This window comes from Ruegeria sp. SAZD011 (assembly GCF_059612545.1).
Map to the genome: position 1 here is coordinate 15,431 of NZ_JBXWQU010000012.1, position 12,873 is coordinate 28,303.

Genomic DNA, 12,873 nt, shown 5'->3' on the forward strand with positions numbered 1-12,873 from the left:
GCTGTTACATTTCTAGGCTGAGGCAGGGGAGGAGCGTTTCCGTCAACCACCCACGAAGGAATGCTCAGCGATGTTGACCTGGACCGACCTGACACAGGATTGGGCAAGCTCCTTTGCACGTGCAAAGCGGCGGTTTCCCAATCTGGATGATGGTGACATGCCGTTCCTGAAGCTCGACCGCGGCCGATTCGAAGCCTATCTGGCCGCCCGCCACAACCTGACCCTGTCAGAAGCGCGCGAGGAGCTGGAGGATTTTCTCTATGTCGAAACGCTCAGCCGCGAACTCGAAGACTAGTCTCCACCTCAGACCAGCGAGGTCACCCACAGGATGGTGGCGTCCTCGTCGCTGACCGACACCACGTTATGGCCCATCGAGGCATCGTAGTAGGCGCTGTCGCCCCGGCGCATCTCGATCGGCTCATAGAATTCGGTGTAAAGCCGGATCACCCCGGTCAGCACATACAGGAATTCTTCGCCGTCATGACGGACCCAGCCGTCGAACTCCTCCATCGTGCGGGCGCGGACGCGGGCGCGATAGGGCAGCATCTGTTTCTTGGTCAGGCTGTCGGCAAGCAGCTCGTGTTCATAGGTGGCGGTGGCGTGGCCCGAGCCGGAGCCGGATTTTGTCACCGTCATGCGCCCGTTCACCTGCCCCTTTTGCGGCGGGGTGAACAGCTGGGGCACCGAGATTTGCAGCCCCACCGCCAGCTTCTTCAGCGCCTCATAGGTGGGCGACATCTGGCCGTTTTCGATCTTGCTCAGCGTCGAGCGTGCAAGACCGGCCTGACTGGCCGCCTGTTCCAGCGTCCAGTCGCGCGCCTTGCGCAACTCGCGCACGCGCGCGCCCAGATCCAGCGGCTCGGCCTCGGCCTCGGCGCCGTTTTCGCGGGCGATACGGATCAGGGATGACGGGTCGCGCTTGGTCATGACCGGTCTATAGGCGCAGCCGCGCCCGCTTGCAACGGGCGCGGTGTCGGGCTAGCCAAGGGCCATGCTGTCGATCTTTGACCAAGGGCCGCCGCCGCCCTGCCCCGCCCCGTTCAACCTGGCCGCCCATGTAATGCGCCACGCCCGCCGCCAGCCCGACAAGGTGGCGCTGTCGGTGCTGCGTCCCGATGGCGCCGAAGAGTGGAGCTATGCCCGACTGGAGCAAGCCATCCTGGGCACCGCGACGGGGCTGTTGCAGGCGGGTCTGGCGCCCGGCGACATCGTGCTGATGCGGCTGGGAAACACGGTCGAGTTTCCCATCGCCTATCTGGGCGCCATCGCGGCGGGGATCGTGCCGGTGCCGACCTCGTCACAACTGACCGAGCCCGAGACCGCGCGCATGATCGCCGACCTCGCGCCCGCCGCCATCCTGCGCGCGCCCGATGTGGCCTGTGCCCCGCATCCCAAACAGATCGGCATCGAGGCGTTGAATGCCATGCACGCCCTGCCGCCCGCCGACTATGCGCTGGGCGACCCCGAGCGGCTGGCCTATGCGGTCTATACCTCGGGCACCTCAGGCAAGCCGCGCGCGGTGGCCCATGCCCATCGCGCCATCTGGGCGCGGCAGATGATGGTCGAGGGCTGGTATGGGCTGACGCCCGAGGACCGGCTGTGCCATGCGGGCGCCTTCAACTGGACCTATACGCTGGGCACCGGATTGATGGACCCCTGGGCCATCGGCGCGACCGCGCTGATCCCCGAACCCGGCACCGATATTGCCGCCGCGCCCGGCCTGCTGGCCGCGCATGGCGCCACCCTCTTTGCCGCCGCGCCCGGTGTGTTTCGCAAGATGCTGCAAGGGGCGCGCGTGCTCGACCTGCCCGCTTTGCGCCATGGCCTGTGCGCGGGCGAAAAACTGCCGCGCGCCTTGCACGAAAGCTGGACCCGCGCCACCGGGACCGAGCTGTACGAGGCCTTCGGCATGTCCGAATGCTCCACCTTCATCTCTTCCAGCCCTGCCCATCCGGCGCGTGGTGACGCGCTGGGCCAGCCGCAGATGGGCCGCCGCGTCGCCATCCTTGGCCCCGACGGGCCAGTGCCGCAGGGCCAGCCCGGCACCATCGCGGTGCATCGGGGCGACCCGGGCCTGATGCTGGGTTATCTGAACGCGCCCGACGAAGCCGCCGCCCGGATGCAGGGCGACTGGTTCCTGACCGGCGATCAGGGCGCCATGGCCATCGACGGGCAGATCACCTATCTGGGCCGCGACGACGACATGATGAATGCGGGCGGCTATCGCGTCTCGCCGGTCGAGGTCGAGGCCGCGCTGATCCGCTTTCCCGGCATCGAGCAGGTCGGCGCCGCCGCCGTCGAGGTGAAACCCGACACCTATATCATCGCCGCCTTCTATACCGGCCCCGCCGAACTGGACGCGGGCGCGCTGAGCACCTATGTCGAGGCCAATCTGGCCCGCTACAAACAGCCGCGCGCCTTTGTGCATCTTCCGGCGCTGCCCACGGGCGGCAATGGCAAACTCCTGCGCCGGGCGCTCCCGGCCTATTTCAAGGCCCCGCAACCATGACCCAGACCGTCAAGCTCGACATCCTGTCCGATCCGATCTGCCCCTGGTGCTATATCGGCAAGACCCAGCTGGACAAGGCGCTGGCGGCGATCCCGGATCATCCCTTTGTCATCGAATGGCACCCCTTCCAGCTCAACCCCGACATGGCCCCCGAGGGCATGGACCGGCGCGAGTATCTGGAGCGCAAGTTCGGCGGCAAGGAGGGCGCGGTGCGCGCCTATGCGCCGGTGGTGGAACATGCCGAAAAGGCCGGGCTGGCGATTGACTTCGAGGCGATGCAGCGCACCCCGAACACGCTGGACGCCCATCGGCTGATCCACTGGGCCGGGGTCGAGGGCAAGCAGACAGAGGCCGTCGATGCCCTCTTTGCCGCCTATTTCACCGAGGGCCGCGATATCGGTGACGCCGAGGTGCTGGCCGATATCGCCGACAGTATCGGCATGGATGCCGCCGTGGTCCTGAAGCTGCTGAAATCGGATGCCGACCGCGACGATATCGCCAAGCGCGACAGCCATTCGCGCGAGATGGGGGTCAGCTCGGTCCCGACCTTCATCGTCGCCAACCAGCACGCGGTTCCGGGCGCGCAGCCGCCGGAGCTGTGGGAACAGGTGATCCGCGAAATCATGTCTCAGATCGAGACCACCTCCGCATGAACGCACAGATATCTGTGCGGTTCTGAACTGGTCCCCTCTGCCCGCCCATGTTAGCGCCAAAGCAGAGGAGACCCCCAGATGGCAGACCGGATGTCCAAGGCCGAATTCATCGCGCTGATCGCTATGATGTTCGCAACCATCGCCTTTTCCATCGACTCGATGTTGCCCGCCCTGCCCGAGATCGGGCAGGAGCTGAGCCCGGATGCGGTGAACCGGGCGCAGCTGATCTTGACCTCTTTTGTGTTGGGCATGGGCATAGGCACGTTCTTTACCGGTCCGCTGTCGGATGCCTTTGGCCGCAAGCCGGTGATCTATGGCGGTGCGGCGCTTTACATCCTGGCCAGCGCGGTAGCCTTGTTCAGTTCGTCTTTGGAGTTGGTGCTGGCTGCCCGTGTCGCCCAGGGACTGGGTGCTGCCGGGCCGCGCGTGGTGGCAATGGCCGTGGTGCGCGACCTTTATTCCGGGCGCCAGATGGCACGGATCGTGTCGATTGCGATGCTGATCTTTACCCTGGTGCCGGCGGTGGCACCGCTGTTGGGGGCCGGGGTGATCGCGCTGGTCGGCTGGCGCGGCATATTCCTCTCGTTCATCCTGTTCTCTACCATTGTTGTGCTGTGGATGGGACTGCGCCTGCCGGAGTCACTTCCGGTCGAGAACCGCCGCCCGTTTCGCGGCCCGCTATTGGCCGATGCGGTACGCCAGATGTTCGCCCATCCCACCGTACGCCTGTCGATCATGGTGCAGACACTGTGCATGGGCACGCTCTTTACCATGCTGACCATGGTGCAGCCGGTTTATGACGTGATCCACGACCGCGCCGACAGCTTTCCGTTCTGGTTCGCGCTGGTGGCGCTGATGTCGGGCTCGGCCAGCCTTCTCAACGCGGCGCTGGTGGTGCGGTTGGGCATGCGCCGGATGGTGACCTGGTCACTGGGCGCGCAGATCGTATTCACCGCTTGCATGATCGCCAGCGGCTGGGTCGAGATGTCTCCCGACGCGCGGTTCGGCCTGTTCGTGGCCTGGCAGACGGCGGTATTCTTCATGGCCGGCACCACGCTGGGCAATCTGAACGCCATCGCGATGGAGCCTATGGGTCATATTGCAGGCATGGCCGCCTCTGTCATCGGAGCGGTTGCCACGGTGCTGGCCGCCGCCATCGCCGCCCCTGTCGGCCTGCTGTTTGATGGCTCGATGGCGCCACTCACCACCGGGAGCCTGCTGATGTGCGGGCTGGGCTTTGCCCTGATGCTGCATATGGGCCGGATCGAAGAGCGCGTGATCGCCTGATCCGGCCTTGCACGTATCGCGCAAGATCGTGTTGCCGCCAGAGGACCGAAGCGTCCTGAATGGCAGGCCCTTCAGCGCCCCGTCATCGGAGCGACAGGGCAATTGTGGTTAATACACGATACAAAATGCGGTATGCTCCGACGATATTCAAAGGGAGTTGGCAATGACTGATTATGGCTATGACCTGGGCAACCATACCTGCCCGATCACCACGACATCCCCCGAAGCGCAATTGTGGTTCGACCGCGGTCTCATCTGGACATACGGCTACAATCACGAAGAAGCCGCCGTCTGTTTTCGCCGCGCACTGGAACATGACCCCGACTGTGCCATGGCCCATTGGGGCATCGCCTATTCCACCGGCCCCAATTACAACATGCCCTGGGACCTGTTCGACGTCGACGGACGCGTCAATGCTCTGCAAACCGCCCATGACGCGACGCAGGCCGCAATGGCGCGGCTCGAGGGCTGCACGCCCGTAGAACAGGCGCTGATCCGTGCCCTGCCCGCGCGCTATCCGCAGCGGGACCTGGACGATGACATGCATCGCTGGGACTACGATTTCGCCGATGCGATGCGTGCGGCCTTTGCCACCGAGCCGACACATCTCGACCTGCGTACGGTCTATGCGGAAAGCCTGCTTAACCTGACCCCGTGGAAGATGTGGGACCTGAAGTCGGGCCGGCCCGCCGAGGGCGCCGCCACGCTTGAGGCCCAGGAGGTGCTGGAGACGGCGTTGCGCGACGACCCGGCCGCCATGTCGCATCCGGGGCTTTTGCACCTTTATGTGCACCTGATGGAAATGTCGCCCTTTCCCGAAAAGGCGCTCAAGGCCGGGGATGCCCTGCGCACCCTGGTCCCGGATGCCGGTCACCTGGTCCATATGCCGACCCATATCGACGTCCTGTGCGGACATTATCATGATGTCGTCCATTGGAACCAGAAGGCCGCCGAGGCAGATCTGAAGTACTTCGAACGCGAAGGCGCGTTCAACATCTACACCGGATACCGTATCCACGATTACCATTTCGTAATCTACGGGGCGCTGTTCCTGGGCCAGATGCAACCTGCGCTGGAGGCGAACCAGGGTCTGTGGGACACCACGCCCGAAGAGATGCTGCGCGTCGAAAGCCCGCCCATGGCGGATTATTTCGAAAGCTACATGACGATGGGGCCACATATCCTGATCCGCTTCGGCCGCTGGGACGAGGCCATCGCGCTGGAGCCGCCCGCCGATCCCGACCTGTACCGCTGCCTGACCGCGACCGTGCATTACGCACGTGCCGTAGCCTTTGCCGCCACCGGGCGCGTGCCCGAGGCAGAAGCCGAGGAACAGGTATTCCTGAGCGCCGCCGCACGGGTGCCCGAAAGCCGGTTGCTGCACAATAACCGCGTCGTTGATCTTCTTGAGATCGCAAAGGAAATGCTGCGTGGCGAGATCGAATACCGGAAGGGTAGCTATGATCGGGCCTATGCCCATCTGCGTCGCTCGGTCGAATTGGACGACAATCTGCCATATGACGAGCCCTGGGGCTGGATGCAGCCCACGCGCCACGCCCTGGGCGCGCTGCTGTTCGAACAGGGCCATACCGACGAGGCCGAGGCAGTCTATCGCGCTGATCTGGGCCTGGGCGGCCAGTTGAGCCGCGCCGCCGTACATCCTGACAATGTGTGGAGCCTCAAGGGCTTGCACGACTGTCTGAAAGCCCGTGGCGAAACGGTCGAGATCGTGCAGATCCGCCAGCGTCTGGATCTGGCGCTGGCACGGGCCGACCGGGCGGTCGGCGCGTCGTGCTTCTGCGCCCAGGCGGCGATGCGGGCGGCCGAGTGACGATGAGAGCACTGATCCTGCCGCTGGTCCTGTTTCTCGCCCAACCCGCACTGGCCCAGCGGCAGAGCTTTGTCCCCCGTGACGAGGCCTTGGCAAATACCGATGTTCTTGCCCTGCGCGACAGGCTTCGCGCGGCAGTCGCCGAACGCGATCTGGACGGGCTGGCCGCCGCCGCCTGCCCCGATCTCAGCCTCAGCGACGACGGCCCGGGCGGCCCAGACGAATTGCGCCAGATGCTGACCCCGTCGGGCACCAATCCCCAAAGCGCGGTCGACAACCGCTGGCAAGCGCTGGCCGAAACATTGGCCGCGCCGGGATATTTCGATGCCGAGGGCGAGTTCTGGATGCCCTATCACTGGCGCATCCAGTTGCCCGCCAGGATCGATCCGACACAGGCGTTTTTCGTCAATGGCGAGAATGTGAACCTGCGCCAGGCCCCGGACCGGAGCGGGGATATCCTGACGCGGGTCAGTTTCGAGGTGGTTCTTGCCGCCGGGTTCGACCCCGAGGCCGAGTATCGCGCGGTGATCCTGTCAGACAGCACACGCGGCTATCTGCATCGCGATTACCTGACACCGATGTCGGGACCCCGCGCGGCTCTGGTCCGGTCACCAGAGGGCATCTGGCAACTTTGCACATTCACCACCGGGCGTTGAGCGCGCGGGGACAAAATCTTCGACGAAGATTTTGTAAGCAGATTTTCAACTGAAAATCTGCGCGCTACGCCTTGCTCTTCTTCTCCGCCGCGACCTTTTCGGCCAGATCCCGGGCCACGGCAAAGGCGCCCTTGATCTTGTCTGCATCCGATCGCCAGTCCCGACGCACCACGATCTTGTTGTCCTTGATCTTGGCCAGACCCTTTTGCGCCTGAATGAACTCGACCAGCCCCGCTGGCGAGGCGAATTTGTCGTTGTGGAACTGGATGGTCGCGCCTTTTGGCCCGCCATCCAGTTTTGCGATGCCTGCGCGTTTGCACATGGCCTTGATCCGCACCACCAGAAGCAGCGTGTTCACCTCTTTGGGCAGTTTGCCGAAGCGGTCGATCAACTCGGCGGCAAAGCCCTCAAGCTCGACCTTGGTCGTGAGTGACGAGAGCCGCCGGTAGAGGCCCAGCCGCACGTCCAGATCGGGCACATAGTCTTCGGGGATCAGCACCGGTACGCCCAGGTTGATCTGCGGCGCCCATTGGTCGTCGGCCTCGCTCAGCCCCTCCATCTGGCCGCTGCGGATCTTGGCAATCGCCTCTTCCAGCATCGACTGGTAAAGCTCATAGCCCACATCGGGCATCTGGCCCGACTGTTCTTCGCCCAACAGGTTGCCCGCGCCGCGAATATCGAGGTCCTGCGAGGCCAGTGAAAAGCCTGCCCCCAGCGTATCGAGCGAGGCCAGCACCCGCAGCCGCTTTTCTGCGGCAGGGGTCAGACGCACCCTCGGTTTGGTGGTCAGATAGGCATAGGCGCGCGCCTTGGACCGGCCCACTCGGCCCCGGATCTGGTAAAGCTGCGCCAGTCCGAACATATCGGCCCGATGCACCACCATCGTGTTGGCGGTGGGGATGTCCAGCCCGCTTTCGACGATGGTCGTCGCCAGCAGCACATCGTATTTGCCGTCGTAGAACGCGTTCATCCGGTCGTCGAGCTCACCCGCCGCCATCTGGCCATGCGCCACCACATAGCTCAGTTCCGGCAGCTGTTCCTTCAGGAAGGTCTCGATCTCGGGCAGATCGGTGATGCGCGGCACCACGTAAAAGCTCTGCCCGCCCCTGTAATGCTCGCGCAACAGCGCCTCGCGGATGGTGACCGCGTCGAATTCGCTGACATAGGTGCGGATCGCCAGCCGGTCGATCGGCGGCGTGCCGATGATCGACAGATCCCGCACGCCGGTCAGGCTCAATTGCAGGGTGCGCGGGATGGGCGTTGCCGTCAGCGTCAGCACATGCACGTCCGAGCGCAGCTGTTTCAGCCGCTCCTTGTGACCGACGCCGAAATGCTGTTCCTCGTCGATGATGAGCAGGCCGAGATTCTGGAACCGGATGCCCTTGGCCAACAGCGCATGGGTGCCGATCACGATATCCACCGTGCCGCGCGCCAGCCCCTCGCGGGTCTGCTGCGCCTCCTTGGCCGAGACAAAGCGACTGAGTTGCCGCACCTCCAGCGGAAAGCCCCGGAACCGGTCGCGAAAGCTGGCCGCGTGCTGGCGCGCGAGCAGCGTGGTGGGTGCAATCACCGCCACTTGCAGCCCGGACATGGCCGCGACAAAGGCCGCGCGCATCGCCACCTCGGTCTTGCCAAAGCCGACATCGCCGCAGATCAGCCGATCCATCGGCATGCCCGAATGCAGATCGTCCATCACGTCACCAATGGCGCGCAACTGGTCGTCGGTTTCCTGATAGGGAAAGCGGGCGCTGAAATCCTCCCAGGCATGCGGCGGCGGGTCCATCACCGGCGCCTTGCGCAAGGCGCGTTCGGCGGCCACCCGGATCAGCCGGTCGGCCATCTCGCGAATGCGTTCCTTCAGCTTGGCTTTCTTGGCCTGCCAGGCGCCGCCACCCAGCCGGTCGAGCAACCCCTCTTCATGGCCGTATTTCGACAAGAGCTCGATATTCTCGACCGGCAGGTACAGCCGCGCCTCCTCGGCATAATCGAGCGCGATGCACTCATGCGCGGCACCGGCGGCGGTGATCACCTCAAGCCCGCGATAGCGCCCGATGCCGTGATCCACATGCACGACCAGATCGCCGGGGGTCAGCGATTGGGTTTCGGTCAGGAAATTCTCGGCCTTGCGGCGCCTCTTGGGCTGGCGGATCAACCGGTCGCCCAGCACGTCCTGTTCCGAGATCACGGTCAGGCCGGGCGCTTCGAACCCGTGTTCCAGCGCCCAGACGGCAAGGTGCAGGCCGCGCTTGCCGATGCGGGTGCCGTTTGCCACCGGGATCGCCTCGGCCAGGCCCTCATCCTCGATCAGGCCGGTCAGACGTTCACGCGCCCCTTCGGAGTAGGAGGCGATCAACACCGGACCATCCGCCAGTCGGTCCTTAAGGTGACCGGCCAAGGCCCCGAACAGGCTGACGTTTTCCAGTGCACGCTCGGGTGAGAAATTGCGACCGATCCGGCCGCCCGCGTCGATCACGCCGGGGCCGCTGGCCTGCGGCAACGGGTTGAACTGCATCACCCGCCGATCCGCCAGCAGCGCCGACCAATCGCCATCGTCAAGATACAGCAGCCCCGGCGGCAAGGGTTTATAGACACTGTCCATCCGGGACCGGCCCGACACGGCCAGGCGGCGGGTTTCGTACTGGTCCTGGATACTGTCCCAACGCGCCAGACGGGAAGGCGTCACCTGATCGTCCAGCGTCACCGTGGCACCGGGCAGATAGTCGAACAGGGTTTCAAGCTGCTCGTGAAAGAAGGGCAGCCAGTGTTCGACGCCCTGATGCTTGCGCCCGGCGCTCACCGCCTCGTAGAGCGGATCGTCGCTGCCGGCAGCGCCGAACTCGATGCGATAGTTCTGGCGGAACCGGGTGATGGCCGCCTCGTCCAGAATGACCTCGCTGACCGGGGCCAGTTCGATCAGGTCCAGCTTCTCGGTGGTGCGCTGGGTGGCGGGGTCGAAGCGGCGGGCGCCATCCAGCACGTCGCCAAAGAAGTCGAGGCGCACCGGCCCGCTGTCACCGGGCGGATAGATGTCGATGATACCGCCCCGGATCGCGTAATCGCCGGGTTCCATAACCGTGGGGCTCTGGCTGAACCCCATGCGGACAAGGAACTGTCTCAGCGCCTGTTCATCCACGCGCCGCCCGATCTGGGCGCTGAATGCCGCCTCGCGCAGCAGGTCGCGCGCGGGCACCCGCTGGGTCGCGGCGTTGAGCGTGGTCAGCAGCACGAAACGGTCGGGCATCTGGTGCACCAGCGCCGCCAGTGTCGCCATCCGCGCCGCCGAGACATCGGCATTGGGCGAGACCCGGTCGTAAGGCAGGCAATCCCAGCTGGGAAACACGAAAACCGGCAGATCGGGCGCGAAGAAGGTCAGCGCCGCCCGCATCGCCTCCAGCCGCTTGTCGTCGCGGGCCACATGCAACACCGGGCCGCCCGCGCGGGCGACCTCGTTCAGGATAAGCCGGGCGTCAAAGCCCTCGGGCGCGCCGCCCACCAGCACATGGTTCGGTGCCTTCATCGTGACCTGTCCCTGTCCGTTTCCGTCTGTCTAGCCCAGAACCCCGATCGACAGGTTCTGATACATCCCCCAGAGCGAGGTGAAGAAGATCGATACCATGCCGATGACCTGGGTATAGATCCGGCAGCGACCGATGGCGCGCGCCAGATCCTCACCCGTCAGCGCCTGCCCGCGTACCCGTCGCGCCGTCGACAGGTTCAACAGCGCCACCAGCGACATCGGAAAGGCCAGCAGGAACACCGCCTGCGCGAATTCCATCCCGTAAAAGAACCCAAGCATCGCCAGCGCCGACAGGGTGAAACAGCAAAAGGCAAAGATCCACAATCCGGCGGTGTCGACGATATAGAGCATGCGGTTCACGTTGACCCGTGCGATATCGTCCAGATCCTGCGCCGCCTGCCCGCCGACCCGGCGGGCGCGGGTCACCATGTCATAGGGCACGCCCAGAACCCAGTGACTGGCCGAGGACCAGACCACCGCCAGCGCGATCCAGAACCACAGGTTCGAAAAGCTGCGCATGTCGATAAGTTCGAAGATCGAGGAATACCAATCCAAACGCTCTGCCCTTCCCTCTGGCCGTCATCGCGGCCTTCTATCCCGCCTGCGCGGCCATTGGTACCCTTGTGACCGGATCAATTCCATGCCACCCAATGCACAAATGTGCAAGGAGAGCCATGCATGACCCCGACCGTCGCCGCCTTTCCCGCCGCCCGTTTCCGGCGTGCCCGCAAATCGCCCGCGCTGCGTGCGCTGGTGCGCGAGAATACCCTTGGTGTCGACGATCTGATCTGGCCGGTTTTCGTGCGCGACGGCGAAGGGATCGAGGAACCGGTGCCCTCGATGCCCGGCGTGATGCGCCGTTCGGTCGACAAGATCGCCGAGGCCGCGGTCGAGGCGCAGGCGCTGGGCATTCCGGCCATCTGCCTGTTTCCCTATACCGATGCCGCGCTGAAGACCGAGGATTGCGCCGAGGCCTGGAGCCCCGACAACCTGTCGAACCGCGCCATCCGCGCCATCAAGGCCGCCGCCCCGGACATTGCGGTGATGACCGATGTGGCGCTCGACCCCTACAATATCAACGGCCATGACGGCTATGTGGTCCAGGGTGAGATCGTCAATGACGAAACCGTCGAGGCACTGGTCAAGATGACGCTTGCCCAGGCCGAGGCTGGCGCCGATATCATCGGCCCATCGGACATGATGGACGGGCGCATCGGCGCCATGCGGCAGGCGCTTGAGGCGGCCGGGCATCGCAATGTGCTGATCCTGAGCTATGCCGCCAAATATGCCAGCGCCTTTTACGGGCCGTTCCGCGACGCGGTCGGCGCCTCGGGCGCGCTGACCGGCGACAAGAAGACCTATCAGATGGATCCGGGCAACACGGACGAGGCGCTGCGCCTGATCCAGCGCGACCTGACCGAGGGCGCGGATATGGTGATGATCAAGCCGGGGCTGGCCTATCTGGATATCTGCCACCGGGTGAAACAGAGCTTTGGCGCCCCCACCTATGCCTATCAGGTCTCGGGCGAATACGCGATGATCCGGGCGGCGGCGCAGAACGGCTGGATCGACGGCGAAAAGGTGATGCTGGAAAGCCTGCTGGCGTTCAAGCGCGCCGGTTGCGACGGCATCCTGACCTATTTCGCCCCCGAAGTGGCCCGCATTCTGCAAGGCTGACCGCGCGGGCAATCGGCCCGACGGGCGATATCCCGCGCAAACAGGGCAGTTGTTTGGTGACAGCCGGGTCGGTTCGGCGTAATGTCGCGGCCAAGACCGGGAAAATCCGGCTTGTCAGGCAACAATACAGAGATCGAGAGATATGAGCAGTATCCACCCTCCCCGACTGACCCGTCGTGGCTTTGCCCTTGGCATGGCCGGTTTGACCGTAACCGCCGCATGCGGCAATGGCGTCGGCAATTCCAATGCCTCGCAGATCGACGCGCGCGTCAACGCCACCCTGACCGAGATGTATGCCCAGTTTCCCAACACGGTCGAGATCTCGCAAAAGTCGGCAGGCATGCTGGTGATGCCGCTGCTGACCGAGGCCGGTTTCGTCTTTGGCGGCGGCTATGGGCGTGGCGCCCTGCGCATCGACGGTGTGACGGTGGATTACTACTCGGCGGTCAAGGGCAGCGCCGGATTGCAGGTGGGCGCACAGCAATATGCCCATGTCCTGTTCTTCATGACCCAGGCCGCGCTCAGCGAGTTCCGGCGGTCGAGTGGCTGGGCGGCAGGGGCCGATCTGGAATATGTGGTCAGCGACCAGGGCGACTCTCTGGCCGCCGATACCAATACGCTGCGCTCGCCGGTTCTGGCGGCGGTGTTCGGCCGGGCCGGCCTGCGCGTGGGCGCGACCTTGGAAGGCACCAAATATACCCGCATCATTCCCTGATCGGCGCACTCACACCGGCGCGACGTGG

At 64.7% G+C, this 12,873-nt stretch carries 11 protein-coding genes; 8 read left to right on the forward strand and 3 right to left on the reverse strand.

The window, feature by feature from the left end:
- The first annotated feature begins 70 nt into the window (after positions 1-70).
- Entirely contained in the window at positions 71-295 is a 225-nt protein-coding gene (locus tag AC2FLM_RS02335; protein WP_234217985.1) for a hypothetical protein, read from the forward strand.
- Between the two features lie 8 nt (positions 296-303).
- On the opposite strand, the gene AC2FLM_RS02340 is transcribed toward AC2FLM_RS02335, so the two are convergent.
- Positions 304-927 (reverse strand): helix-turn-helix domain-containing protein, encoded by a 624-nt coding sequence (locus AC2FLM_RS02340; RefSeq protein WP_234217984.1) that lies wholly within the window; start codon positions 925-927, stop codon positions 304-306.
- Positions 928-991: 64 nt separating this feature from the next.
- Here AC2FLM_RS02340 and AC2FLM_RS02345 point away from each other — a divergent pair, with 64 nt between their 5' ends.
- From AC2FLM_RS02345 to AC2FLM_RS02365, 5 genes are all read left to right on the forward strand, one after another.
- Complete coding sequence (locus tag AC2FLM_RS02345) at positions 992-2,509, forward strand: class I adenylate-forming enzyme family protein (protein WP_496855258.1); 1,518 nt, start codon at positions 992-994, stop codon at positions 2,507-2,509.
- Entirely contained in the window at positions 2,506-3,162 is a 657-nt protein-coding gene (locus AC2FLM_RS02350) for a DsbA family oxidoreductase (protein WP_011047796.1), read from the forward strand. The genes AC2FLM_RS02345 and AC2FLM_RS02350 overlap by 4 nt, the downstream gene beginning before the upstream one ends.
- 78 nt (positions 3,163-3,240) lie before the next feature.
- The gene (locus AC2FLM_RS02355) at positions 3,241-4,449 is read left to right on the forward strand and encodes a multidrug effflux MFS transporter (protein ID WP_496855260.1); all 1,209 of its coding nucleotides are present in this window, start codon (positions 3,241-3,243) and stop codon (positions 4,447-4,449) included.
- Positions 4,450-4,612: 163 nt separating this feature from the next.
- The gene (locus tag AC2FLM_RS02360; protein WP_496855262.1) at positions 4,613-6,280 is read left to right on the forward strand and encodes a hypothetical protein; all 1,668 of its coding nucleotides are present in this window, start codon (positions 4,613-4,615) and stop codon (positions 6,278-6,280) included.
- A gap of 2 nt (positions 6,281-6,282) precedes the next feature.
- On the forward strand, positions 6,283-6,936 hold the full coding sequence (locus AC2FLM_RS02365; RefSeq protein WP_496855264.1) for an SH3 domain-containing protein: 654 nt from the start codon (positions 6,283-6,285) through the stop codon (positions 6,934-6,936).
- 64 nt (positions 6,937-7,000) lie between these two features.
- Here AC2FLM_RS02365 and mfd read toward each other — a convergent pair whose 3' ends face one another.
- A complete protein-coding gene (gene mfd / locus AC2FLM_RS02370) occupies positions 7,001-10,453 on the reverse strand; it encodes a transcription-repair coupling factor (protein WP_496855266.1) in 3,453 nt (1,150 codons plus the stop codon).
- Between the two features lie 30 nt (positions 10,454-10,483).
- Positions 10,484-11,008 carry a component of SufBCD complex gene (locus AC2FLM_RS02375; protein ID WP_496855268.1) on the reverse strand — a complete coding sequence of 175 codons (525 nt, stop codon included), beginning with the start codon at positions 11,006-11,008 and terminating at the stop codon, positions 10,484-10,486.
- 123 nt (positions 11,009-11,131) lie between these two features.
- Here AC2FLM_RS02375 and hemB point away from each other — a divergent pair, with 123 nt between their 5' ends.
- The gene (gene hemB / locus AC2FLM_RS02380; RefSeq protein WP_234217978.1) at positions 11,132-12,130 is read left to right on the forward strand and encodes a porphobilinogen synthase; all 999 of its coding nucleotides are present in this window, start codon (positions 11,132-11,134) and stop codon (positions 12,128-12,130) included.
- Between the two features lie 142 nt (positions 12,131-12,272).
- A complete protein-coding gene (locus AC2FLM_RS02385; RefSeq protein ID WP_234217977.1) occupies positions 12,273-12,845 on the forward strand; it encodes a lipid-binding SYLF domain-containing protein in 573 nt (190 codons plus the stop codon).
- Positions 12,846-12,873 lie beyond the last annotated feature (28 nt).